This window comes from Salinispora oceanensis, assembly GCF_000383575.1.
GTDB classification, from domain to species: Bacteria; Actinomycetota; Actinomycetes; order Mycobacteriales; family Micromonosporaceae; genus Micromonospora; species Micromonospora oceanensis.
Window position 1 is genome coordinate 5,156,519 of the sequence record NZ_KB911579.1, and the last position, 22,872, is coordinate 5,179,390.

Consider the following 22,872-nt stretch of genomic DNA (forward strand, 5'->3'; position numbering starts at 1 on the left):
CCGTGGAATCGGCAGCCGACCAGCCCCACGCACTCGTGGAGCAACGTGGACAAATACTGATCGTGACGATGAACCGGCCACGGGTCCGCAACGCGCTCTCCCCCGAGATGCTCGCGATCATGCGGGACGCGTGGGACCGCGCGGACAACGATCCGGAGATCCGAGCCTGCATACTCACCGGGGCCGGGGGTGCCTTCTGCGCGGGCGCGGACCTCCGCGCGATGACCCAGTCCCACCCCGGAGACCGGTTCAACGGCGCCGACCTCTCCCGGATCGACGCGCTACTCAAGGGTCGGCGGCTGACCAAACCGCTCATCGCCGCGGTGGAGGGGCCGGCGGTGGCGGGCGGCACCGAGATCCTCCAGGCAACGGATCTCCGCGTGGCCGGGGCGAGTGCCCGCTTCGCGGTCTCCGAGGTTTGCTGGGGCCTGTTCCCCCTCGGCGGCTCCGCCGTCCGGCTGGTCCGACAGATCCCGTACGCCGTCGCCGCGGAGCTGCTGCTGACCGGACGCCAGTTGGGTGCCGACGAGGCCCGGGACGTGGGCCTGATCGGACACGTGGTGCCGGACGGGCAGGCCCTGAACAAGGCCCTCGAGCTGGCCGAGATGATCGCGGCGAACGGCCCGCTGGCGGTGCGGGCGATCCTGCGCACGATGCGGGAGACTGAGGGCCTGGCCGAGAACGAGGCGTTTGCTCTAGAGGCCCCGATCGGCACGGCGGTGTTCCGCACCACCGACGCCAAGGAGGGCCCGCGCGCCTTCGTCGAGAAGCGCACTCCCCAGTTCCACGGGAAGTAGCCAGGTCAGATCGCGCGTTGCTGCGCGGCCCAGTACGGGTCGCGCAGTACTCGCTTGTAGAGCTTGCCGTTCGGGTCGCGGGGCAGCTCCTCGACGTAGTCCACGCTTCGGGGCAGCTTGAAGCGGGCCAGCCGGCCGGTCAGGAACGCCAGCAGCTCACCGGTCAGCTCCGGACCGGCCGTTACCCCCAGCTCCGGCTGCACCACGGCCTTGATCTCCTCACCCCACTCGTCGTGTGGGATGCCGAAGACCGCGACATCCGCTACCGCCGGATGAGCGGCGAGCTCCCCCTCGATCTCGGCCGGATAGACGTTCACCCCGCCGGTAATGATCATGTCGCTCTTCCGGTCACACAGGTAGAGGTAACCGTCGTCGTCCAGGTAGCCGATGTCGCCGACGGTGAACATGCGGCCGCGCCAGGACTGCCGGGTCTTCTCGGCGTCGCCGAGGTATTCGAAGGTCGTCTCGCCCATCTGCAGATACACCGTCCCGGGCTCGCCGGTTGGCGCGTCGTTGCCGTCCGGGTCGAGCACCCGCACCTGCGAGCCCGGCCAGGCCTGCCCGACCGAGCCGGGCCGGGCCAGCCAGTCCTGGGCGGTGATCAGGGTGCCGCCGCCCTCACTGGCGGCGTAGTACTCCACCACCACCGGCCCCCACCAGTCGAGCATCCGCCGTTTGACCTCGTGCGGACACGGCGCCGCACCGTGGATCATCACGCGCATTGACGACAGGTCGTACGCCGTCCGAACCTTCTCCGGCAGGGCGAGCAGGCGACGGAACTGGGTCGGCACCATGTGGCTGTGGGTGACCCGGTGCCGTTCGATCAGCCGCAGCATCTCGTGCGGGTCCCACCGGTCCATCAGCACCACCGGATGGCCGAGCTGCAGCGAGATGACCGCGAAGTTCATCACCGCGGTGTGGTAGAGCGGCGAACAGCACAGGTGCACATGGGAGTCGAAGGGCTCGAGGCCGAACAGCCCGAAGAACCATTGTGACACCGGCGGAACGGTGTCCGGGTCGGCGCCGGTCAGCGGTCGACGTACGCCCTTGGGCCGCCCGGACGTTCCGGAGGTGTAGACCATCAAGGCACCGAGGGTGCGCGGCGTGGGGCGGTCGGAGGCACCGGCGCCGAGGTCGGCGAGTGGCCGGAACCCGGGAACCGCATCGGCCGCGGCGAAGCATCCGTCGGCCGGGATGCCGGCCTCAACGGCGGCGGCCGCGGCCACCTCGGCGAATCGGCTGTGCGCGACGAACGCGCGGGCACCGCTGTCCCGCAGAATGTAGGCGATCTCGGCGGCGGTCAGATGCCAGTTCAGCGGCACCGAGTACAGCCCCGTCTCCAGGGTGGCGAACTCGGCGGCGAGCAGGTCGGCACTGTTGGGCAGCAGCATCGCCACGGTGTCCCCGGGTGCCAGCCCGAGCGCCTGGAGGCCGCGCCCGATCCGGTCGGCCTCGGCGGCCAACTCGCCATACGTGACGACCCGGCCATCCGGGTCAACGACGGCGATCCCATCCGGATCCTGACTCGCGATGTTCCACAGCCCGATGCCAGTCATGAACCAGACTCTATAACGTGTTTCACTTCCTGAACAGCCGACAGGGAGTGACCTTGATTCGCCTCGATAGAACATGTTTCACTGACCTCGTGGATACCGCTTCGGCGCCCCCGCTCGCCGCCCCGCTGGACATCGCCTTCGACTACACCCGCTCCCTCGGTCCGGTCCTGGGGCGATTCATGACCGGCCTGCGCGACCGTCGAGTGCTCGGCGCCCGCACCGCCGACGGCCGCGTCCACGTTCCCCCCCTCGAATACGATCCGGTGACCCACACCCCGGTCACCGAGCTCGTTCCCGTCTCGCCCACCGGCACCGTGACCAGCTGGACCTGGACCGACCGGCCGCTTGCCGGGCAGCCCCTCGACCGACCGTTCGGCTGGGCACTGATCCGGCTCGACGGAGCCGACACGGCGCTACTGCACGCCGTCGATGCCGGCACCCGGGAGTCGATGCGGACCGGCATGCGGGTCCGCGTCCGCTGGGCCGCGAAGCGATCCGGAGACATCCGCGACATCGCCTGCTTCGAGCCCGACCCGGGTCCACCCCGCGCGCCCGACGACACCACCAGCGGCGATCCCGGCAGCGCGCCCGGCACCAGCAGCGCATCCGGCGCCGGCAGTGATCCCGCCACCAGCGGCGATCCCGTGACCGGCATCGTGACTCCAATCCGGCTCTCCTACACGCACACCACCTCCGCCGAGGAGAGCCGATACCTGCACGCACTCTCCGAAGGACGACTGCTCGGCCAGCGCTGCCCGGCCTGCCACAAGGTCTACGTACCGCCCCGGGTCTGCCCGGCCGACGGGGTGCCGACCGAGGAGGAGGTGCCGGTCCGCGATCACGGCACGGTCACCACCTTCTGCGTGGTCAACGTTCCCTTCCCCGGGCAGCGACTGGAGCCGCCGTACGTGGTCGCCCAGGTCCTCCTCGACGGTGCCGACATCCCGATCCCCCACCTGATCATCGGCCAGGCCGGCGACGTCCGGATGGGCATGCGGGTGGCCGCGGTCTGGCGGGACCGGGCGACCTGGACCACCACCCCGGAGAACATCGCGCATTTCCGCCCCACCGGCGAACCGGATGCGCCGTACGAGTCCTACCAGGAGCACCTGTGAATCCTGCCGTCGCCGTCATCGGCTTCGCCCAGGCACCCTGCCGACCCTCCGCGGGGACCACCAGTGGCGTCGAAACCCTCGTCCCGCTCTTCCACCAGGCCCTGTCGGCGGCCCACCTCGACCGCCGGGAGGTGGACTTCTGGTGCTCCGGCTCGTCGGACTACCTCGCCGGCCGGGCGTTCTCCTTCGTCAACGCGATCGACGCGATCGGGGCGTACCCGCCGATCTGTGAGTCGCACGTGGAAATGGACGCGGCCTGGGCGTTCTACGAGGCGTACGTCAAGATTCTGGCCGGCGAGGCGGAGACCGCACTCGTCTATGGCTTCGGCAAGTCCTCGGCCGGCCTGCTGCGCCGGGTGCTGGCGCTCCAACTCGACCCGTACGTGACCGCGCCGCTCTGGCCCGACTCGGTGAGTGTCGCCGCGCTCCAGGCCCGGCTCGCCATCGACGCCGGGGTGGTCACCGAGCAGGCAATGGCCGAGGTGGCGGCCCGCAGCCGGGCCGACGCCACCACCAACCCCTACGCCCAGGTGTCCGGCCAGCCCACCGTGGACGAGCTGGCCGCCACCCCCTACCTCGCCGATCCGCTCCGGGCGCACGACTGCGCACCCGTCTCCGACGGCGCCGCCGCGCTGGTGCTGGCCGCCGGCGAGCGCGCCCGCCGGCACCGGAAGCAGCCGGCCTGGATCAGCGGCGTGGCGCACCGGGTCGACCCACAGGGCCTCGGCGAGCGGGACCTGACCACGGTGCCGTCCGCGACCGCCGCGGCCGAGGCGGTGGCCCTACCGGCGGACCTCGACATGGCCGAGCTGCACGCCCCCTTCACCCACCAGGAGCTACTGCTCCGCAACGCACTCGGCCTCGGCGAACGGGTCCGGATCAACCCGTCCGGGGGTGCGCTCTGCGGCAACCCCATGTTCTCGGCCGGGCTGGCTCGCATCGGCGCCGCCGCCGAACAGGTCATGACCGGCCGGGCCCGGCAGGCGGCCGGACACGCCACTAGCGGGCCGGCGTTGCAGCAAAACCTCATCTGTGTGCTGGAGGCGAGGTCATGAGACGAGCAGCCGTGCTGGGTACCGGGCAGACGCAGCACCAGACGCGCCGTACCGACGTGTCAATGGCCGGGCTGTGCCGGGAGGCGATCGACCGCGCACTGGCCGACGCGGGCGTCGACTGGCCGCAGATCGACGCGGTCGTGCTGGGCAAGGCGCCGGACCTGTTCGAGGGCGTGATGATGCCGGAGCTGTTCCTCGCCGACGCGCTGGGAGCCGCCGGGCGCCCGTTGCTGCGGGTGCACACGGCGGGCTCGGTCGGCGGTGCCACCGGCGTCGTGGCGACCAGCCTGGTCCGGGCCGGTGTGCACCAACGCGTACTCGCGGTCGCGTTCGAGAAGCAGTCGGAGTCCAACGCGATGTGGGCGCTCTCCATCCAGCCGCCCTTCACCGCACCGATCGGGGCCGGGGCCGGTGGCTACTTCGCACCACACGTCCGAGCCTACATTCGACGCTCGAACGCACCCGAGCACGTCGGGGCGATGGTCGCGGTGAAGGACCGGCGCAACGGTGCGCTCAACCCCTACGCGCACCTGCGCCAGCCGGAGATCACCCTGGAGTCGGTGCGGGCCTCGCCGATGCTGTGGGACCCGATCCGGTACGACGAGACCTGCCCCTCCTCCGACGGCGCCTGCGCGATCGTGATCGGCGACCAGGCGGCAGCCGAGGCGAGCGAGCGGCCGGTGGCCTGGATCCGGGCGACGGCGATGCGTACCGAGCCGACCTACTTCGCCGGCAAGGACCACGTGAACCCGAGGGCCGGCGCCGAGGCCGCCCAGGCGCTGTGGCAGGCGGCCGGGATCACCGACCCCCTCGCCGAGGTCGACGTGGCGGAGATCTACGTGCCGTTCTCCTGGTTCGAGCCGATGTGGCTGGAAAACCTGGGCTTTACCGAAGCCGGGCACGGCTGGAAGCTCACCGAGTCGGGCGAGACCCGGATCGGTGGCCGCCTGCCCGTCAACCCGTCCGGCGGGGTGCTCTGTTCCAACCCGATCGGCGCCTCCGGCATGCTGCGCTTCGCCGAGGCGGCCAAGCAGGTGATGGGACGGGCCGGCGAGCACCAGGTGGCCGGAGCGAAAACGGCGCTGGGTCACGCGTACGGCGGCGGGTCGCAGTTCTTCTCGATGTGGGTCGTCGGCGAGACCCCGGGTCGGTGAAGTAGGTACAGGTTCCAATTCCGATGGGGAGGTCCAGATGAACACCTTCAAAACCCTGTTCCTCAGTGCGGCGATCGGTGTGGCGCTCGCCGCCCTCGGCATCGCGGCCGCCATGGCAGCCCTCAGCCCGACCGCCGCCGAGGTCGCGCGGGAGATGGCCAGCGAGGAAGACTCCGACCCCGCCGCCCCACCCGCCTTCTACGGCACTCGCTGACAGCTGCCCGCCACCGTCAACCGGCAGCGGCAATCCGCCGGCCACCCAGCAGCACAGCGGAGCCGCCTACGCCTGCGGCCGGATGGGCCAGCCGAGGAACCGGTCGAAAGGCCTGGGACATCACCGGTAGTACTCGGGTGGAGTCGGTGCACGTCTTCTATGGCCTCATGGAAAGGCCGGCCAGGTAGAGAAAGAGACTGACCCGGCTGTCGCGGTATTCGGAACCCAGAGCAAGCCGCGCCGGCCCGCAGGGCCAGGGCTGACCGCAAGCCCGAGAAGGCCCTTGCGGCGTTGCAGAATGCCCGGAAGTTCAGCCAAGTTCAGCGGAAATCCACCGCAGTAATTCTCGGAAACCTGGCCCTGGCCAGCGTCCTCTGCCGGGACGTCGAGGCCGCGACCTCGTATCTGCATAGGCCATCGATATAATCGAATTGAATCGATCGGGTGGTGGCCTCAAGCTTGCCTTCACCGCCACCCGGGCGCTGCGTCCCTGGCGCGCCAAACCGGCCGTTCAAGACGTCAAGGATCGACTTCTCACCCTTATAACCAGCTAAGACGTGTCTCATAAGCCAGTCAGAGCCACTCGCAGATGATGGTGATGGTCAGGACGGCCTGGAACCGGACGGCCAACTTGTCGTAGCGGGTGGCTACGCCGCGGTGGCGCTTGAGTCGGGCGATGTCGTTCTCGACGGCGTGTCGCATCCGGTAGAGGTCGGGGTCGAACTTCGGTGGGCGTCCGCCGCGGCTGCCCTTGGCTTTGCGGTGGGCGTCTTGGTCTTTCTTGCTGGGGATGCACGCCTTGATGCCGCGTTTGCGCAGGTAGGCGCGGTTACCGTGGCTGGTGTAGGCCTTGCCGGCCAGGACGAGGTCGGGGCTGGTGCGGGGCCGGCCCACCACGGGTCACCTTGATGCGGCGTAGGACCGGGATGAACTATGGACTGTCACGACGATGCCCGGCGGCCACGGCCATCGACAGGACATTCTGTCCCTGCTCACAGGCCAGATGTGTCTTGGTGGTCAGGCCGCCGCGAGATCGTCCGAGGGCGTGATCGGCGGGTTCGTCGTGCACGCCGCCGGGTGGCTCTTTCTGCAGATGGCCATCCCTGCGAGTGCCGGCGGCGTGCTGGTGTGCGCGGCTGGTCATCGAGTCCATGCTGACCGTCCAGCCGATCCGCCCTTGCGCATCGCCGGCGGACTGCGAGGCGGCCAGGATCTTGTCCACTTCGGGGCCATTGTGCGGGCTCGGATCGCATCATCGCGTCCTGTTGAGTCCGACGAGATCGTAGCTGAGGTTGACGAGCTGCTTCGCGATGTCCATGTCGCGTGCGTGTGGGTTGGGTGATTGCATGGGCCAGCCTCCCTTGCGGCATTCGCGGTCGCGGTAGAGCACGCTCTGCTGGCTGAAGTAGGCGCCGGAGTGCTTCGGGGCGTCGTCGGAGAGCAGGCAGTGCAGGCTGGTCTGGGCAGATTCCTCGTTGCTGTTGGATACGAAGCGGATGAGCGGCCTCATCAGGCTCATGGCTATCCGCATGCCGAGGCCGCCACCGGAGCCGAAGTTGGAGCGGGCCCACCCGGGGTGCACCGACGCGGTGCTCACTCCGGTGTCTTCCAGGCGTCTAGCGAGTTCGGCCATGTAAAGGATGTTGGCGACCTTGGCCTCGGCGTAGGCGGCGAAGTTGCTGAAACTGCGGCTTCTGTAGGTCAGGTCGTCCAGGTGCACTCTGGGTCGGCTGCGCCGGCTGCCTGCGTGCACGACCGAGGACAGCAGGACGATCCGGGAGCCGGGGGTGGCCTTGAGGATTTCCAGGAGTAGTTCGGTGAGCAGGAAGTGGCCAAAGTAGCTGATGCCGATGGTCTGCTCGAAGCCGTCCTTGGTAAGCACGAGGTCACCTTGCATGTTAACCATGCCGGCGTTGCCGGCCAAGCCGTCGAGCCGGTCATAATTGCGCAGGAACGCCGCGACGAACTCGCGAACGGAGGCGAGGTCGGCCAGGTCGAGCCGGATGATGTCATGACTGCCGGCCAAACCGGCGAAACCATTAGCGACGGTCTGGGCGACGTCGACGCGGCGGCAACCCATGACCACGTGACCGCCCTGTTTGATGATCTGACGGGTCGTCTCCAGACCGACGCCGGAGTTGGCGCCGGTCACAATGTAAACTCTCCCGGCCAGATTTTTGTTTCGGGTCTGCTGGTCGAGCCATCTGACGTTTTTTGGCATGGTTCTACCCTTTCTCTGGGTACACTTCGGTCGTGGTGTTCCATGTATGCGGCCTGACCGCTGTCATGGTCGGATCACGCCGAACTGTCCGCTGGTGTGACTACCGGCCGGTGACGTGCGTCATCTCCCGCCGAGGACGTGAGGCTGGGGCTATCGGTGGATCACCGGACGGGCCACAGTGGCGGATGGCGCCTGTCGAGGCTTCCAGCCAGGGAGTAGGGCCGGGTCACTGCGCGATCATTGACGTGACGGGGGCAAGTTCCGCTCGAATCCGACAACCGGGAACGTCACCCCGGTCAGGTTCTCGGAAACATCCCACAGCCGCTGCTGCACGGCCAGGTCGTACGACGCTGGACTGGAGGTGACCAGCCGGGGGTGGCCCATAACCTCGTTGCGCCCGCCGGGACCGTAGTACTGGCCGCCGAGCACAGCCGGGTCGGTGGCGGCGCGCAGGGTAGGCAACGCGCCCATCGCCGCCGACTGGGCCAACAGCGGCGCGAGCAGAGCGAACGGGAGCCGCAGTGCCGCAGGCAGGTTACGGCCGAGCTCGGTGTTGGACCCGCCGGGATGCGCGGCCAGCGCGACGGTCGTGCCGTGCGCTGCGAGCCGGCGCTGCAGCTCGTAGGTAAACATCAAGTTGGCCAGCTTGGACTGGCCGTAGGCGCCGACCCGGCTGTACGATCGCTCCCACTGCAGGTCATCGAAGTGGATCGCGGCCCGGATGCGGTGGCCGACGCTGCTGACAGTCACCACACGCGAGCCAGGCACCGGCAGTATCAGGTCCAGCAGCAGCCCAGTGAACGCGAAGTGTCCAAGATGGTTGGTGCCAAACTGCATCTCGAAGCCGTCGCGGGTGGTCTGCTTCGGGGTGTACATCACACCGGCGTTGTTGATCAGCAGGTCGAGGCGGTCGAGCCGGGACCGCAGCGCCACCGCGGCGGTACGGACCGAGTCGAGCGAGGTCAGGTCCAGCGCCAGCACACTGACGTCGCCGGTCATACAGGCCGCGGCCTGCTCGCCCTTCGCGACGTCGCGCACCGCGAGCACCACCGACGCCCCACGCTCGGCCAGTGCCTTGGCGGTCTCGAATCCCAGACCGGTGTTCGCCCCGGTCACCACGGCCACCCGCCCGCGCTGATCCGGAATGTTCGCCGTCGTCCATTTCTCGGTCACGACCGGACTCCAAATAAAATACCGAAGGTATCTTGTCTTCTCAAAGTTAAGCTACCAACGGTACGTTGTCAACCCGGCAGGCACTTCGAGAAAGGCTGACAGCCGTGACCTTCCAGCGAGCACGAACCGCAGAGCAACGCGAGATCCGCCGCCGCGCGATCCTCGACACGACGACGGCCATGCTCAACGAGATGCCGCTGGCCGAGATCACCCTCAACGAGCTCAGCCGCCGGGTAGGCCTGGCAAAGCCGAACGTGCTGCGCTACTTCGAGTCCCGCGAGGCCGTCCTGCTGGAACTGCTGGACCACTTCCTGCAGGAATGGCTGACCGCCCTGGACCGCGACCTGGCCCTCGGCGTCGATGAGAATCAACCGATGACCGGGCGGGCTGCCGCGGTGGCCGAGATCCTCAGCGACTCACTCGCCACACGGGTGGTCATGTGTGGCCTGTTCGGCGCACAGGGCAGCGTGCTGGAACACAACGTCTCGGTCGAGGTCGTGACCCGGTACAAGCACGCCGCCCTAGCGCGGATGACCACCATGACCACACTGCTCCAAAAGCACCTGCCCGAGCTCGGCGAGAACGCAACACTGTTCTGTCTGCAGACCATGGTGATGGCCGGCGCACTGACGGCCTACAGCACGCCCCCACCCAGCCTGCAGGCGGCATACCTAGCCGAACCCGATCTAGCCCATTTCCACCTGGACCTGAAAGACTCCCTCAAACTGAGCCTGACCGCCACACTGCTGGGCACACTCCCCCGCAGCTGACACCAGTGGCCCGACCCGTCCGGCCGCCTTCCGGCCGGACACTCGGCGGTGGCACCGTGTGACAAGTCGCCGGTGCCGGCCACCACCGCCCGAACAGGTGACGCGCCGGGCGTGACCCCTGGCGGTTTGCCGATTCCGGTTGCCGGCCCGCAGCCGGTGTTCGACACTTTCCTCACGTATCCTATTTGAGGGGTTTGATATGGCTAGGTGTGATGTCTGCGGTAACGACTACAAGATGCCATTTCAGGTGCACATGGCGAACGGCGACGTGCACACCTTCGACAGCCTCGAGTGCGCCAACCACAAGCTCGCCATGAACTGCGAGCACTGCCAGGTCAGGATCGTGGGCCATGGCATCGAGGTCTCCGGCCGCTTCTACTGCGGCACCCACTGCGCCCGAACCGAGGAAGGGTCCCTGGCCGCCGACCTGCGCGGCACGTTGACCGCCCAGCCGGCCTGAGTGGGGCGGAAGGGGGCGGCAGGTCCGGCCGCTGACGGTGGCCCTCGGGCCACCGTCAGCCTGACCGATCCGCAACGCACGGACGAACGTCCTGGCGCCAACCACAGACGGCAGCATCGGTAGCGAATCCGCGCGTGCCGCCGCCCCCGCCGCCGCCCCCGCCGCCGCCGCCGACGACGACGACGACCGCCAACCTTGCCCCGACCCCGCCGGACGCGAGGCCCGAGTCCCAAATGACACCCCGGCTGGCGAACACCGCGTCGGTGTCGGCCGGACAGCGGGACACCGCTACCCAGTAATCCCCGGTCGGAACAGTCGATCTTGTATCAGGTGACTGGACAACATCGGCGGGCTCGTACCCAGCACACCGCTGCCCCAGGACCAGGCGGTAAGGATGTCACGGTGGGAAGCGCCGGTAGGGATCGCGCACACCCGACCCTGGCGAGTCCTCAACATCGCGCTGGTCGTCTCGTTCATCAGCTGGATCGACATCGGTGCCATCACCGTGATGTTGCCCTCCATCGACGAGGCGCTCGGCACCGACGACAACGTTCTCCAGTGGGTTGTCTCCGGCTACTCACTGATGTTCGCGCTCGCCCTCGTCCCCGCTGGGAGACTCGGCGACGCCAAAGGCCGGCGTCAGGCCATGCTCATCGGCCTGGCCATGTTCGTCGGAGCCAGCACGTTGGCAGGACTGGCCAACTCCGGCACGGTGCTGGTGATCGCCCGGCTCCTCCAGGGCGCGGCGGCGGGCGTCCTCGCACCCCAGATCACCGCCCTCGTGGAGCGACTATTCCCCCCCGCGGAGCGCGGACGCCCCTTCGGCGCGGTCGGTGCCACCTCCAACGCGGCCACCGCCGTCGGTCCACTGATCGGCGGCCTGGTCATCGCCGGGGGCGGAACGGACCATGGCTGGCGGCTCGTCTTTCTGATCAACGTCCCGATCGGGATCATGGCGGCAATACTCATCTGGCGCTTCTTTCCGAAAAGGCCGCTTCGCCCCCAGGCCGACCGTCGCCACGACCTGGTCGGGACGCTGCTGCTCGCCCTCGGGATCATGTTGGTGATCCTGCCCGCGCTGCAATGGCAACAGTGGATGGGGTGGCTACCGTGGCTGCTGGTGCCAGCCGGGCTCGGTGTCCTCGTCGCCTTCCGGTCCTGGGAAACCTCCACCATCCGGCGCCACCCGCCGGTCTTTGACTTTCGCCTGTTCACCCACCGGCCGTACCGCCTGGGGCTGCTGCTCGGGTTCCTCTTCTACGCCGGCTTCGTCTCCCTACCGCTGATCTTCAGCTTCCACCTGCAGTACGGGCTCGGCACCAGTCCACTGAACACCGGCCTGACGCTCGCACCGCTCGCGGTGGGCTCCACCCTCGGCGCCGTGCTCGGCGGACGCTACGTTGGCCGGCTTGGCCGTGCCCTGCTGGTCATCGGACTCATCATCGTCCTGGTGAGCCTCGCCATCATGACCGCTCTCACCGGCTTGCAGGGGGGCGCCTTCTCGGCCGCGACGGTGTTCCCGCTCTTCCTCGCCGGAATCGGCAGCGGCCTCGTCATCACACCGAACAACACCCTGGCGCTGGCCCCGGTACCCAAGCCCGACGCCGGCAGCGCCGCCGGCATGTATCGGACCACGCGACAAATGGGAGCCGCGGTGGGGCTGGCGATGATCACCGCGACCCTGCTCGCGGCGGTGGCCGCCAACGACGGACGCTGGTCGATCGCACTTCGATACGCACTCGCCGTGGAGATCGGCATCATCGTCGCCGCCCTCCTCGTCTGCCTCGTCGACATCATCGGCGAGCGCCGCGACGATCGGAAGCGCGCAGCGTAGACCAGCCGGTAGCGCAGAGCGTGGTGAACTTCGTTCAGCTGCTGCCGTCGCGGAGCTCAGGAGTCCACGTGCGGGGCCGTTGCTGGTCCGGGCCCCCAGGGCCGTCGCCGACGCGCGAGCACGAATCCGGCCCCGGCGGCGAGGAACCCCACCACCAGGATGCCGATCGGCAGGTAGCGACCGAACAGAAGCAACTGCGCCCGACCATCTTTGGCCTGTTCGATCACCGCGTCGGCGGTGGCGTCGTCGTACTGGAAGGTGGCGTTGAAGATGACCACCGGTGGCCCGACGTCTGGGACCAACTCGTGGTGCTGCTGGTCGCGGTAGCCCAGAATGCCACCGGTCATCGGCTCCACCCAGAGCGTGCGGGAGGCGCGGTAGCTCATCGTTGCGGTTGTCGCCTCCGGTGCCAGGAAGCCAAGCAGCTGGGTCAACGTCTCCTCGTCCATGTCGAGGCCCCGCTGCGGGATGGTCTGCTCGAAGCGGTACGTCTCCAGGCCAGCGATCTCCTCCACACCCTGGTACGGCATCGGCAACGACTGCTGCAGGGTGCTGTCGAAGTACTGGTAGGTCTGCTTCTTCGTATCGAAGGGGAACAGGTACAACTGCCCGGTGTACGCGATGTTCCCCGCCTTACACCCGGTGGTACCCAGTTCCTCGGCCGCTACGTCGTTGTAGCACTGGCCTTCCCACTCGGCGGCGGCGCCGGAGACCCGGTCGAGGGCGATACGGCTCTCGGACCGTTCGACCGGCAGGTCACGATCAACCCAGTCAGTGGCTTGATACACGTTCCAGATCAGGGTTTCATCCGCAAGGCTGCCGGTGAGCTCTGCGGCGGTCTCGTTGTCTGGCTTGATGCCGGTGGCCGAACGCAGAGTGCCGGTCTCGACGGTCACCGCCGGGTCACCACCGGACAGCGTCCGGGCGCTGACGAAGGTGGCTGATGGCGCGACAACCACGATGTCCGGCGGCGTCACATCGTAGGGCACCTGCTTGAGCGCCGGCACGATCAGCCATACCAGGCCCACGGCTGCGACAACACAGAGTAGCCCCAGACCGAAAAGAGCCGCGCCGATTTTCTGTCGCATCAGCACACCCTCCCTTGAGGTGAAACTTGTTCTAATCTACTGCCACTGACCCAGCAAGGAAACCCCTCGGCAACACGTCTTTCGCCGTACCGTCATCTACTGGCGCCGATATCCACCCCCACGTAGGCTAACCAAGCACTTGCTTGGTCTACGTCGTGCCGGGAGGTCCCGATGATGCCGTCAATCCCAGCGGCCCTGCGCCGGGCGGCGCGTGAGTTCAGCTCGGCGCCGGCCCTGGTGGAGCCCGGCGTAGCGCAGCTGAGCTACGCGGAGCTCCTCGCCGAGGTGCGGCGCGCGGCACAGGCCCTGATCGCCGCGGGGCTACGCCCGGGCGACCGGCTCGCACTCTGGGCACCGAATTCGACGCAGTGGGTGCTGGCCGCCCTCGGCGCGAGCTTCGCGGGCCTCACCCTGGTGCCGGTCAACACCCGGTTCACCGGGATCGAGGCGCTCGACGTGATCCATCGAAGCGGTGCCAGCGGACTCGTCGTGGTGGACCCGTTCCTCGGCACCGACCGACTCGCCGCGCTGCGAGCCGCCGCGAGGGCGGAGGGCAAACAGCTCCCCCGCCTGGTCGTGCGGGTGCCCTCCGGTTGGGAGGAGTTCGTATCCCGGGGCGGGTCGATTCCCGCGCTGGAGGCCGACGCGCGCGCCGCCGCGGTCAATTCCGACGACCTGAGCGACATCCTGTTCACCTCGGGCACCACCGGTCGCAGCAAGGGCGTGATGAGCGCGCACCGGCAGTCGGTGGCCGTCGCTGCCGCCTGGGCCGACATTGCGGGGCTGACTCCCGACGACCGCTACCTCGTGATCAACCCTTTCTTTCACAGCTTCGGCCTGAAGGCCGGCATCCTCGCCTGTCTGGTCAGCGGAACCGCGATCGTGCCGCAGGCGGTCTTCGACGTACCCCAGGCGATGGCCCTGATCGCAGACCAGCGGATCACCGTCCTACCCGGGCCACCCACCCTCTACACCAGCCTGATCGGTCATCCCGACGCTCGGCGCTTCGACCTGTCCAGCCTGCGCCTGGCCGTGACCGGAGCGGCCACCGTGCCACCGGCCCTCGTCGATCAGATCCGCACGGAGCTCGGCGCGGACGTGCTCACCGCGTACGGGCTGACCGAGGCGGTGGTCGCCACGATGTGCCGGCCGGGCGACGACGCGCAGACCGTGGCGCAGACCTCCGGACGCGCAGCGGCCGGATTTGAGGTCCGCATCGCCGACCCGGGCGGCGAGGTGTTGCTGCGGGGACCGAACACGATGCTCGGCTACCTCGACGACCCGGCCGCCACCGCGGCCGCGATCGACGCCGAGGGGTGGCTGCACACCGGCGACATCGGCCACCTCGACGAGCGCGGCTACCTGACCATCACCGACCGGCTCAAGGACATGTACGTCTGTGGTGGCTTCAATGTGTATCCGGCTGAGGTCGAACGGGCGCTCGCGCAGCTTCCGGGAGTAGCCGAGTCCGCGGTGATCGGCGTGCCGGACCCACGGCTCGGCGAGGTCGGCAAGGCCTACCTGATCTGCCGCCCGGGTCACTCGGTCAGCGCGGCTGAGGTGATCGAGTTCTGCCGGAGCCGACTCGCCAACTACAAGGTGCCGCGATCGGTGGAGATCCGGTCCGAGCTGCCGCACAACGCCTCGGGCAAGATTCTCAAGTATCTGCTCCGCGCGGAGAGTTGACGGCTGCCGAGGGGCACTAGATCCAGTCGGTGTGCCGGGGCCATGCCAGTAGCGTGTCGACCACCTCGGGCGGCTCACCGGAGGGCATCGGCGCGACGGCGCAGTAGCGGCCCTTGAAAAACAGCAGTGGGCCGTCGTCGCGGCACTCGCCGAGCGCGGTTACCCGGCCCACCACGATCGCGTGGTCGCCGCCCGGGTGCACGGCCTCCACCCGGCAGTCGGCCCAGGTCAACGCTCCGGTAAGGATCGGCATCCCGGTCGGGGAGGGAGCCCAGGCGACGTCGGCGAACTTGTCCGCCCCCGATGCCCCGAAGACCCGGGACATCGGCCCGTGCGCCTCCGCCAACACGTTGACACCGAACACCCCGGTGGCACGGATCCGACGCCAGGTGGTGGAGCCCGCCTGCGGGCAGAACAACAGGAGCGGTGGGTCCAGCGACAGTGGGGCGAAGGCCTGGCAGGCGAACCCCGCCGGGCCTTCGTCGTCGAGCGTCGTGATGACAGTCACGCCGGTACAGAAGTGGCCGAACACCCGCCGAAACTGCTGGGTGTCCACCACGGCTGCGGTCGTCACCCGACTCGCTGGAACTGGTGACCCCACACGCTGTGTGCGGTCGTCTGACGAGCGATCCAGGTGCGATCGTCCACGGTGTCGCCGTCGGTGCCGTACTCGATGTCGAACCCACTCGGTGTGCGCAGATAGAACGAGATCATGCCGTCGTTGGCGTGCCGGCCCAGGGTCGCGACCATCGGGGTCTGGCTTCGGGTGCCACGGTCCAGGGCCCGGCCGACGTCATCGATCGTCTCGGTCTCGATCATCAGGTGGACCAGGCCGCTGGGGGCTGGGATCGGGGCCAGGGCGACGCTGTGGTGTCGCGGGTTGCAGCCGAGGAAGCGCATCCAGAGTGGCTTGTCGCTGGGCGGCAGGCCGATGGCCTCCGGATGCAGTCGCATCGAGTCGCGCAGCCGGAAGCCGAGCACCTCAGTCCAGAAACGTAGCCCGGCGGCGTCGTCGAAGGTCGGCAGCACCACATGCCCCATGCCCTGCGCGCCGGTGACGAAGCGGGTGCCGTACGGGCTGTGTGCTGGGCGGCTGTCGAGCTCGGCCCCGCAGTAGAACTCCAGGCGGTTGCCGGAGGGGTCGTCAACGCTGATCATCTGCGCCACCCGCCGGTTGGCCAGTTCGTCCGCCTCGGCCGTCTTGATCACGGTGCCGGCCCCCTCGAGGACGCCGGTCAACTGATCGAGCGCGGCGGGATCAGCCAGCTCCCAACCGCTGGCGGCCAACCGGTCCCGCTCGCCGGGTACCACCACGATCCGAGCGGGTAGGTCGTCCATACGAAGATAGGCGGCCTCCGGGTCGGGGCCACGGCCCTCGGTCATGCCGAGCACCTTGACGCCGAACTCCCGCCAGGCGGGAACGTCGGTGGCTTCGACCCGGAGATAGCCGAGGGATCGAATGATACTCACGGGCGGTTCCCTTCCAGGAAATCGAAGGCGAGGCGATTGAACTCGTCGAACTTCTCCAGGTGTGCCCAGTGTCCGCAGCCACCGAAGACGTGCAGCCGGCAGCGGCGGATCAGCTTGAGCGCGACCAGCGCCCCGTCGAGCGGGTTGACCCGGTCCTCCCGACCCCAGACCAGCAGGACCTCGTTGCGCAGCCGGTGGGCGTCGCGCCAGAGCAGACCCTCCTCGTAGAGACCCGGGTCGGTGAACGAGGCGCCCAGCGCACGCATGCCGCGCAGGGTGTCCGGGTCGGTCGCGGCGCGCATCCGTTCATCGATCAGCTCGTCGGTGACGAAGGACTGGTCGAAGACGAGCGTGCGCAGGAACTCCGCCAGCTTCTCCCGACTGGGGCCGGGTGGGGCGCCGAACGCGGTCAGCCGCTTGACCCCCTCGGTCGGGTCGGAGGCGAAGACGTTGAGGCTGAGCCCGCCGGGCCCCATCAGCAGCAGCCGGCCGGCCCGCTCCGGGTAGCGCAGGGCGAACCGGACCGCGGTGCCACCGCCGAGCGAGTTGCCGATGAAGTCGACCCGGTCCAGGCCCACCTCGTCGAGCAGGGCCGCGAGCCGGTCAGCCGAGTGCGTGAAGTACTGCCGGCCACTCGGGCAACTCTCGGACCCGCCGTATCCCGGTTGGTCAACGGCGAGGGTGTCGAATCGCTCGGCGAAGACCGGGACCGTCCGCCTGAAGTTACTCCATGCCGAGGCGCCGGGCCCGCCGCCGTGCAGCAGCACGACCGGGCGTACGCCCGCCGGTCCGGCCCGGTGGTAATGCAGCCCGGCGGCGGTGGCCTCGATGATTGTGCTGGTCGTCATGGCGTCCTCACACCATCGCGTCCGCGATGGACAGCCCGAACTCGCCGCTGCCGTACATGGACAGGGCACGTTCGGGGTCGTTGATGGCGTGCACCCGGCCGGCGTGCGCGTCGCGCCAGAAGCGCTGGATCGGGTGGCTCGTGTAGATCGCCCGACCACCGGAGTTCTCGAAGAGCCGGTCCGCGGCCTGGATCGCCAGCTCGGTGCCCCGAACCTGGTTGCGACGCGCCCGCAGGCGCAGCCGCATCGGCAGCTTCTCCCCCGCCGTGACCAGTCCCATCAGCTCGCTCATGTCGGCGGTGAGGGTGAGCCAGGCCGCGTCCACGTCGGCAGCCGCCCGGGCGACCCGCACCTGCGAGTAGGGGTCCTCGGCGGCCCGTACCCCGGCGTAGGCGGCGCGGACCCGCTCCCGCATGTGGTTCACGTGGGCCTCGTACATCCCAGTCGCCATCCCGATGATTGGGGCAGTGATCGTGTACGGAAAGATCGAGCCGTACGGGATGCGGTAGAGCGGTCCGGAGTTGCGCTCCTGGCCGGGGCAGACGCACCGAGCGGTATCGCCGAAGCTGAGCGACCGATAGGCCGGGACGAACGCGTCGGAGACGACGATGTCGTTGCTACCGGTGCCCCGCAGACCGATCGTGTGCCAGACATCCTCGATCGTGTAGTCGGTCGCGGGGAGCAGGAACGTGCGGAAGTCGGCGGGGCTGTCGTCCTGCCCGGGCACGATGCCACCGAGCAGGACCCAGTTGGCGTGGTCGCATCCGGACGAGAAGCTCCACCGTCCACTCACCCGGTAGCCCCCGTCGACTTCTTGGATCTTGCCGGTGGGGGCGTAGGAGGAGGACATCAGGGTGCTGGGGTCAGCGCCCCAGACGTCCTGCTGGGCCCGTTCCGGGAAAAGGGCCAGCTGCCAGTTGTGCACCCCGATCACCGATGCGACCCAGCCGGTCGACCCGCAGGCACTGGCGATGTCGCGAACGCAGCTGAAGAAGGCCGTCGGGTCGGCCTCGAGCCCGCCGCACCAGGCCGGCTGCAGCAGCCGGAAGAAGCCGGTGGAGGCCAGTGATTTGAGGTGCTCGGCGGAGAGCGTTCGGCGGTCCTCTGTCTCCTGGGCCGCCTCCCGCAGGACGGGTAACAGCTCCCGCACCCCCCGTGCGACCAGTTCGGCGCCCTCCATGAGATCCCCTCCGGTGGCTTGGCTGACGAACGTGACGATCCCTATAATAGAACACGTTCTACTTGACGGCTACTATGCGAGCAGTAGGACCTGTAACACGTTCCATCACAACTGAGGAGCGACATGACCAACGTCGAGGCAGTACGCACGATCGACAGCGGGGTTCTGCCCACCAGGTTTGCCCGCGGCTGGCACTGCCTGGGACTGGCCGACTCGTTCCGCGACGGCAAACCGCACGCCGTGGAGGCGTTCGGCACCAAACTCGTGGTTTTCGCCGACTCGACCGGCACCCTGCACGTGCTCGACGGGTACTGCCGCCACATGGGCGGCGATCTGACGATGGGCGCTATCAAGGGCGACGAGATCGCCTGCCCGTTCCACGACTGGCGCTGGCGCGGGGACGGTCGCTGCACCGCGGTGCCGTACGCCCATCGAGTTCCGCCCCGCGCCCGTACCCGCTCCTGGCCCACCTGCGAGGAGAACCGCCAGCTGTTCATCTGGAACGACCCGCAGGGTGCCCCGCCGCCGCCGTCCGCGGCGATCCCCCGCATCGACGCCGCCTTCTCCCCCGAGTGGACCAGCTGGACCTGGGACTCCATTCGGATCGACGGCGCCAACTGCCGCGAGGTCATCGACAACGTGGTCGACATGGCGCACTTCTTCTACATCCACTTCGCGTTCCCGACGTTCTTCAAGAACGTGTTCGAGGGCCAGGTCGCCGCGCAGTACCTGCAAACTCGACCCCGGCCGGACGTACCGACCGCCACGCGGCAGTCCGGGGATGCGACCCTCCGCTCGGAGGCCGCCTACTACGGCCCCTCCTACATGATCGACTACCTCTTCAACGACTACCACGGCATCGAGGTGGAGTCCGTACTGATCAACTGCCACTACCCCATCTCGGCCAACTCGTTCATGTTGCAGTGGGGCATCATCGTCAAACAGCTACCTGGCCTCACCGCCGCGCAGGCCGACAAGGCGGCAGCGAAGTTCGCAGCCGGGATCGGGGTCGGCTTCCAGCAGGACGTCGAGATCTGGAAGCACAAGAGCCGGGTTGACAATCCGCTCCTCTGCGCCGAAGACGGCCCGGTGTACCAGCTCCGCCGCTGGTACGAGCAGTTCTACGTGGACGTGGAAGAGGTCACCGAAGACATGGTGGCCCGCTACGAGTTCGAGGTCGACACCAGCAGGGCTGTCGAGACTTGGACCGCCGAGGTTGCTGCCAACCTCGACCGACAAGCCGATTCCGCGTCATGAACCGCACCGACCCGCCGACCGAGCGGCAGGAGTATCTGGTCGGGGGCTATGTGGAGCTCTCCTGCGCCCGCTGCGCCGCCCAGGTCCGGGTCCGCAAATCGAGCCCGCAGCAGACCAGCGTGCAGTGGAGCACCCGCGCCGCCCGCCAATGTCCCGCGCTGACCAGCGACGAACAACGACCCGCACCGGTGCCGACCTGCCCCGACCTGCGCACGAGCATTCAGCACGCGGTGCGTACCGGAAGCCTGGGGGTGGCGTGATGTACCACCGGCTGCGCGTCACCGATGTGATCGAAGAGACGCCCGATGCCCACTCCCTGGTCCTGCGGGTGCCACCGGAGCTGGCCACCGAGTTCGCCTACCGCCCCGGCCAGTACCTCACGGTCCGCGTGCCGCACGGCCAGGGAACCGTGGCCCGCTGCTACTCGCTGTCCAGCTCTCCGCAGACCGAGACCGACCTGAAGATCACCGTCAAACGCGTACCCGGCGGGCCGGCATCGAACTGGATCTGCGACGACATCCGCGCCGGAGCCAACCTGGAGCTCATGCCGCCGGCCGGCTCGTTCACCCCCGACTCGCTCGACGACAACCTACTTCTGCTCGCCGGAGGCAGCGGCATCACCCCGGTGATGTCCATCATCAAGTCCGTACTCGCGGCCGGCCGTGGCCGGCTTGCCCTGGTGTACGCGAACCGCGACCAGCACTCGATCATCTTCGCCACCGAGCTGGCCACGCTGAGCGAGCTACACGGTGACCGACTGAGCGTGACCCACTGGCTGGACAGCGAACGCGGCACCCCAGATCCCGCCACGCTGGCGACCCTGATCAGCCCTTATGCCGGCTGGGAGAGCTACGTCTGCGGTCCGGCGCCCTTCGTCGTGGTAGCCCAGGAGACGCTACGGTGCGCTGGCGTGCCGGCGGACCGCATCAGGGTCGAACGCTTCGAGGTCGAACGGCGCTCGGCCGACGACCGCGACGCCACCCTCGAGGTTGAACTCGACGGTCAGACCCACCGACTACCCTGGCCGGCCGGCGCCCGCCTGCTGGACGTGCTGATCGCGGCCGGGCTGAACGCACCGTTCTCCTGCCGCCAGGGCCAATGCGGCGCCTGCGCCTGCCGACTGCTGGACGGTCAGGTCGACCTCGCGCACAACGAGATCCTGGATGAGGAAGACTTCGCCGCGGGCTACATCCTCACCTGCCAGGCCGTCGCCCGGAGCGACGAGGTGTCGGTGACCTACTACTGACCGGTGGCCAACCGCCGCCGTGGTCCCGCGCGGCGGTTGGCGTGCCCGGCCGTCAGCCGCCGCTCTCCTGGCCCCGGATCGCGGCACTTCGGCCCGCCCGCCGGCCCGAGAAGACACAGTCTGCTAACGACAGCCCACTGACGTAGCTACGGGAGCAGATACCGACCGCGGTACGGCCGGCGGCGTACAGGCCGGGTACACCCGCGCCGTCAGCGCCCAGGGCCTGCCCGGTCTCCTCGTCCACCCGGAGGCCACCGAGGGTGAGCATCGGTGCGGGCGCGAAGAGCCGGGCCCGCACCGAGAAATCGACCAGCGAGTACGGCGGAACGGCCAGGGGCCGAACCTGGTCGGCGGGTTTGCCGGCCGGATCGGGGCCAGCCGACTGATAGGCCGTGAGGGTGTCGACGAGCTGCTCGGGATTCACTCCGGCGCGGCGGGCGACCGCCGCTGGCGTCGCCGCGGTGACCTGGCCGAACGTCAGCAGCCACCGCGCCTGCACGCGCTGGAACCACAGCGTCTGGGCCCGCAGCTGCCGGCGGCACTCAGCGCGCAGGGCGCCGTCGAGCAGCAGCCAGGCCCGCGCACCCGGCGCGCGCACGATCGCCTCGCCGATGGCCGCGCCATAGCGGGACTCGTCGCAGATCCGTCGCCCATCCCGGTCAACAAGCAGGCCGCCGAGCATCGCCGCGGGCGGGGCCAGGAATCGCCAGATGCTCATCCGGTTGAGGTGGGCGGTGGCCGCGCCGGCCGCCACGCCGAGCCGGATCCCGGAGCCGTCGTCACCGGGCGTGCCCAGCCGCAGCCCACCGCGGTACTCCGGCGCGTGGGCCCGAAGCATGTCGCGGTCAAAGACGAACCCGCCGGCACATAGCACGACACCGCCGGCCGCCCGGACCCGCAACCGACGGCCGTACCGCCGCTCCAGCCAGGCGACGGGCCGGTGCAGCGCGCGTCCCAGGGCCGGCAGGTAGACACCCGGCCGGACCGAGTATCGGTGCAGGAGACGATGGGCGAGCCGGACCCATCGGGGGGCACCGCGCAGGGTCCGGCACTCGACCCCGGCTATTCGGCCGTCGGCGCCGGTGACGAGCTGCTCGGCCCGGGTCTGCGCGAGCAGCTCGACACCGTGGTCGCGGGTGGCAGCGGCGAGCCGGGCCGCGAACAGCCGGCCGGAGGTGCCGCGGGCGTGCACTCGGTGGCCGCGTGGCGCTGGTGGCGCCCGGTGCGCGAGGGACTGCTCACTTCCGGAGTAGTACAGGTAGTGGCGATCGGTCGGGTAGGAGGTCTTGTATGGACAGAGACTCGCCTCGAAGGGCACGCCGAGGCCGGCCAACCAGTCGATCGTGTCGGCGCTCTGCTCGCAGAACCGGCGCAGGGTCGCGGGAGAGACGGTGTCGCCGACCTCCTCGCGCAGGTAGTCCAGCATCGCCTGGGGGGTGTCGGTGACTCCGGCCGCGCGCTGCTGCCGGGTGCCGCCGCCGGCATAGATCACCCCACCGGACAACGCGGTGGTGCCGCCGCCGGAGAACCGGTCGAGCACCAGGACGCGCGCTCCCGCGTCGGCCGCCTCGACCGCGGCACAGGCCCCGGCCGCGCCGAAGCCGACCACCACGACGTCGGCCGTCTGGTCCCACTCCTCGGTCACCGCGCCTCCGTAGTGTTCCGCAGGTCAATGTGGTGGGCTGCGCCGATCACGAGGCGGACACCGTCCCCGACCGGTGGTGGCGAGCCGGATAAAACTATAACCT

At 68.9% G+C, this 22,872-nt stretch carries 21 protein-coding genes and 2 pseudogenes; 12 read left to right on the forward strand and 11 right to left on the reverse strand.

Annotated elements, in window-relative coordinates; translation table 11 throughout:
• Positions 1-2 precede the first annotated feature (2 nt).
• The gene (locus SALPAC4_RS0123720; RefSeq protein WP_019872496.1) at positions 3-797 is read left to right on the forward strand and encodes a crotonase/enoyl-CoA hydratase family protein; all 795 of its coding nucleotides are present in this window, start codon (positions 3-5) and stop codon (positions 795-797) included.
• Between the two features lie 5 nt (positions 798-802).
• Here SALPAC4_RS0123720 and SALPAC4_RS0123725 read toward each other — a convergent pair whose 3' ends face one another.
• Positions 803-2,353: an acyl-CoA synthetase gene (locus tag SALPAC4_RS0123725; RefSeq protein WP_019872497.1), complete on the reverse strand. Its 1,551-nt coding sequence runs from the start codon at positions 2,351-2,353 to the stop codon at positions 803-805.
• A gap of 89 nt (positions 2,354-2,442) precedes the next feature.
• Here SALPAC4_RS0123725 and SALPAC4_RS0123730 point away from each other — a divergent pair, with 89 nt between their 5' ends.
• Genes SALPAC4_RS0123730 through SALPAC4_RS28070 form a run of 4 tightly spaced genes read left to right on the forward strand, consistent with a single transcriptional unit; the run spans position 2,443 to position 5,891 of the window.
• Positions 2,443-3,468 carry a Zn-ribbon domain-containing OB-fold protein gene (locus SALPAC4_RS0123730; protein WP_019872498.1) on the forward strand — a complete coding sequence of 342 codons (1,026 nt, stop codon included), beginning with the start codon at positions 2,443-2,445 and terminating at the stop codon, positions 3,466-3,468.
• A complete protein-coding gene (locus SALPAC4_RS0123735; protein ID WP_019872499.1) occupies positions 3,465-4,523 on the forward strand; it encodes a thiolase domain-containing protein in 1,059 nt (352 codons plus the stop codon). The genes SALPAC4_RS0123730 and SALPAC4_RS0123735 overlap by 4 nt, the downstream gene beginning before the upstream one ends.
• Complete coding sequence (locus SALPAC4_RS0123740) at positions 4,520-5,677, forward strand: thiolase domain-containing protein (RefSeq protein ID WP_026323524.1); 1,158 nt, start codon at positions 4,520-4,522, stop codon at positions 5,675-5,677. Before SALPAC4_RS0123735 ends, SALPAC4_RS0123740 begins: the two co-directional genes overlap by 4 nt.
• A gap of 37 nt (positions 5,678-5,714) precedes the next feature.
• Positions 5,715-5,891 carry a hypothetical protein gene (locus tag SALPAC4_RS28070; RefSeq protein WP_019872501.1) on the forward strand — a complete coding sequence of 59 codons (177 nt, stop codon included), beginning with the start codon at positions 5,715-5,717 and terminating at the stop codon, positions 5,889-5,891.
• Positions 5,892-5,957: 66 nt separating this feature from the next.
• Here SALPAC4_RS28070 and SALPAC4_RS28715 read toward each other — a convergent pair.
• The 4 genes and pseudogenes from SALPAC4_RS28715 to SALPAC4_RS0123760 form a co-directional block, all read right to left on the reverse strand.
• A pseudogene (locus SALPAC4_RS28715) lies at positions 5,958-6,165 on the reverse strand (hypothetical protein); the annotation flags it as partial.
• A 299-nt stretch (positions 6,166-6,464) separates the two neighbouring features.
• Positions 6,465-7,110: pseudogene (locus tag SALPAC4_RS27025) on the reverse strand (IS5 family transposase); the annotation flags it as partial.
• A gap of 33 nt (positions 7,111-7,143) precedes the next feature.
• Positions 7,144-8,043 (reverse strand): SDR family NAD(P)-dependent oxidoreductase, encoded by a 900-nt coding sequence (locus SALPAC4_RS0123755; protein ID WP_019872502.1) that lies wholly within the window; start codon positions 8,041-8,043, stop codon positions 7,144-7,146.
• A gap of 306 nt (positions 8,044-8,349) precedes the next feature.
• Positions 8,350-9,285 carry an SDR family NAD(P)-dependent oxidoreductase gene (locus SALPAC4_RS0123760; protein WP_019872503.1) on the reverse strand — a complete coding sequence of 312 codons (936 nt, stop codon included), beginning with the start codon at positions 9,283-9,285 and terminating at the stop codon, positions 8,350-8,352.
• A gap of 104 nt (positions 9,286-9,389) precedes the next feature.
• Here SALPAC4_RS0123760 and SALPAC4_RS0123765 point away from each other — a divergent pair, with 104 nt between their 5' ends.
• The 3 genes from SALPAC4_RS0123765 to SALPAC4_RS0123775 all read left to right on the forward strand — a co-directional run bounded on the left by SALPAC4_RS0123765 (position 9,390) and on the right by SALPAC4_RS0123775 (position 12,349).
• Positions 9,390-10,055: a TetR/AcrR family transcriptional regulator gene (locus SALPAC4_RS0123765; protein ID WP_018588607.1), complete on the forward strand. Its 666-nt coding sequence runs from the start codon at positions 9,390-9,392 to the stop codon at positions 10,053-10,055.
• A gap of 199 nt (positions 10,056-10,254) precedes the next feature.
• Positions 10,255-10,515 (forward strand): hypothetical protein, encoded by a 261-nt coding sequence (locus tag SALPAC4_RS0123770; protein WP_027645048.1) that lies wholly within the window; start codon positions 10,255-10,257, stop codon positions 10,513-10,515.
• 394 nt (positions 10,516-10,909) lie between these two features.
• Positions 10,910-12,349, forward strand: a complete 1,440-nt coding sequence (locus SALPAC4_RS0123775) for an MFS transporter (RefSeq protein WP_019872505.1) — start codon at positions 10,910-10,912, stop codon at positions 12,347-12,349.
• A gap of 56 nt (positions 12,350-12,405) precedes the next feature.
• Here SALPAC4_RS0123775 and SALPAC4_RS0123780 read toward each other — a convergent pair whose 3' ends face one another.
• Complete coding sequence (locus SALPAC4_RS0123780; RefSeq protein ID WP_027645049.1) at positions 12,406-13,443, reverse strand: DUF3068 domain-containing protein; 1,038 nt, start codon at positions 13,441-13,443, stop codon at positions 12,406-12,408.
• A 165-nt stretch (positions 13,444-13,608) separates the two neighbouring features.
• Here SALPAC4_RS0123780 and SALPAC4_RS0123785 point away from each other — a divergent pair, with 165 nt between their 5' ends.
• A complete protein-coding gene (locus SALPAC4_RS0123785; RefSeq protein WP_019872507.1) occupies positions 13,609-15,123 on the forward strand; it encodes a FadD3 family acyl-CoA ligase in 1,515 nt (504 codons plus the stop codon).
• Between the two features lie 16 nt (positions 15,124-15,139).
• On the opposite strand, the gene hsaB is transcribed toward SALPAC4_RS0123785, so the two are convergent.
• The 4 genes from hsaB to hsaA are packed head-to-tail and all read right to left on the reverse strand — an operon-like array spanning position 15,140 to position 18,621.
• Positions 15,140-15,697, reverse strand: a complete 558-nt coding sequence (gene hsaB / locus SALPAC4_RS0123790; protein ID WP_019872508.1) for a 3-hydroxy-9,10-secoandrosta-1,3,5(10)-triene-9,17-dione monooxygenase reductase subunit — start codon at positions 15,695-15,697, stop codon at positions 15,140-15,142.
• Positions 15,694-16,593: an iron-dependent extradiol dioxygenase HsaC gene (hsaC, locus tag SALPAC4_RS0123795; RefSeq protein WP_019872509.1), complete on the reverse strand. Its 900-nt coding sequence runs from the start codon at positions 16,591-16,593 to the stop codon at positions 15,694-15,696. Before hsaC ends, hsaB begins: the two co-directional genes overlap by 4 nt.
• The gene (hsaD, locus tag SALPAC4_RS0123800) at positions 16,590-17,441 is read right to left on the reverse strand and encodes a 4,5:9,10-diseco-3-hydroxy-5,9,17-trioxoandrosta-1(10),2-diene-4-oate hydrolase (protein ID WP_019872510.1); all 852 of its coding nucleotides are present in this window, start codon (positions 17,439-17,441) and stop codon (positions 16,590-16,592) included. Before hsaD ends, hsaC begins: the two co-directional genes overlap by 4 nt.
• Positions 17,442-17,448: 7 nt before the next feature.
• Positions 17,449-18,621 (reverse strand): 3-hydroxy-9,10-secoandrosta-1,3,5(10)-triene-9,17-dione monooxygenase oxygenase subunit, encoded by a 1,173-nt coding sequence (hsaA, locus tag SALPAC4_RS0123805; RefSeq protein WP_019872511.1) that lies wholly within the window; start codon positions 18,619-18,621, stop codon positions 17,449-17,451.
• Between the two features lie 123 nt (positions 18,622-18,744).
• Between hsaA and SALPAC4_RS0123810 the strand changes: the two genes are divergently transcribed.
• Genes SALPAC4_RS0123810 through SALPAC4_RS0123820 form a run of 3 tightly spaced genes read left to right on the forward strand, consistent with a single transcriptional unit; the run spans position 18,745 to position 21,124 of the window.
• Positions 18,745-19,878, forward strand: a complete 1,134-nt coding sequence (locus SALPAC4_RS0123810) for a Rieske 2Fe-2S domain-containing protein (protein WP_019872512.1) — start codon at positions 18,745-18,747, stop codon at positions 19,876-19,878.
• Positions 19,875-20,138, forward strand: coding sequence for a hypothetical protein (locus tag SALPAC4_RS0123815; protein ID WP_019872513.1), 264 nt, complete (start codon positions 19,875-19,877; stop codon positions 20,136-20,138). The genes SALPAC4_RS0123810 and SALPAC4_RS0123815 overlap by 4 nt, the downstream gene beginning before the upstream one ends.
• Positions 20,138-21,124 (forward strand): ferredoxin--NADP reductase, encoded by a 987-nt coding sequence (locus tag SALPAC4_RS0123820; RefSeq protein WP_019872514.1) that lies wholly within the window; start codon positions 20,138-20,140, stop codon positions 21,122-21,124. The genes SALPAC4_RS0123815 and SALPAC4_RS0123820 overlap by 1 nt, the downstream gene beginning before the upstream one ends.
• Before the next feature lie 52 nt (positions 21,125-21,176).
• Here the strand turns inward: SALPAC4_RS0123820 and SALPAC4_RS0123825 are convergent, their stop codons facing one another.
• Entirely contained in the window at positions 21,177-22,769 is a 1,593-nt protein-coding gene (locus tag SALPAC4_RS0123825) for an FAD-binding protein (protein ID WP_019872515.1), read from the reverse strand.
• Between the last annotated feature and the right edge of the window lie 103 nt (positions 22,770-22,872).

What these genes read in the sequence shown, in the direction of transcription:
- SALPAC4_RS0123820 (WP_019872514.1), top strand. Translation starts at nt 20,138, where the DNA reads ATGTACCACCGGCTGCGCGTCACCGATGTGATCGAAGAGACGCCCGAT.
- hsaD (WP_019872510.1), bottom strand. Translation starts at nt 17,441, where the DNA reads ATGACGACCAGCACAATCATCGAGGCCACCGCCGCCGGGCTGCATTAC.
- SALPAC4_RS0123810 (WP_019872512.1), top strand. Translation starts at nt 18,745, where the DNA reads ATGACCAACGTCGAGGCAGTACGCACGATCGACAGCGGGGTTCTGCCC.
- SALPAC4_RS0123775 (WP_019872505.1), top strand. Translation starts at nt 10,910, where the DNA reads ATGTCACGGTGGGAAGCGCCGGTAGGGATCGCGCACACCCGACCCTGG.
- hsaA (WP_019872511.1), bottom strand. Translation starts at nt 18,621, where the DNA reads ATGGAGGGCGCCGAACTGGTCGCACGGGGGGTGCGGGAGCTGTTACCC.
- SALPAC4_RS0123725 (WP_019872497.1), bottom strand. Translation starts at nt 2,353, where the DNA reads ATGACTGGCATCGGGCTGTGGAACATCGCGAGTCAGGATCCGGATGGG.
- SALPAC4_RS0123770 (WP_027645048.1), top strand. Translation starts at nt 10,255, where the DNA reads ATGGCTAGGTGTGATGTCTGCGGTAACGACTACAAGATGCCATTTCAG.
- SALPAC4_RS28070 (WP_019872501.1), top strand. Translation starts at nt 5,715, where the DNA reads ATGAACACCTTCAAAACCCTGTTCCTCAGTGCGGCGATCGGTGTGGCG.
- SALPAC4_RS0123815 (WP_019872513.1), top strand. Translation starts at nt 19,875, where the DNA reads ATGAACCGCACCGACCCGCCGACCGAGCGGCAGGAGTATCTGGTCGGG.
- SALPAC4_RS0123740 (WP_026323524.1), top strand. Translation starts at nt 4,520, where the DNA reads ATGAGACGAGCAGCCGTGCTGGGTACCGGGCAGACGCAGCACCAGACG.
- SALPAC4_RS0123785 (WP_019872507.1), top strand. Translation starts at nt 13,609, where the DNA reads ATGATGCCGTCAATCCCAGCGGCCCTGCGCCGGGCGGCGCGTGAGTTC.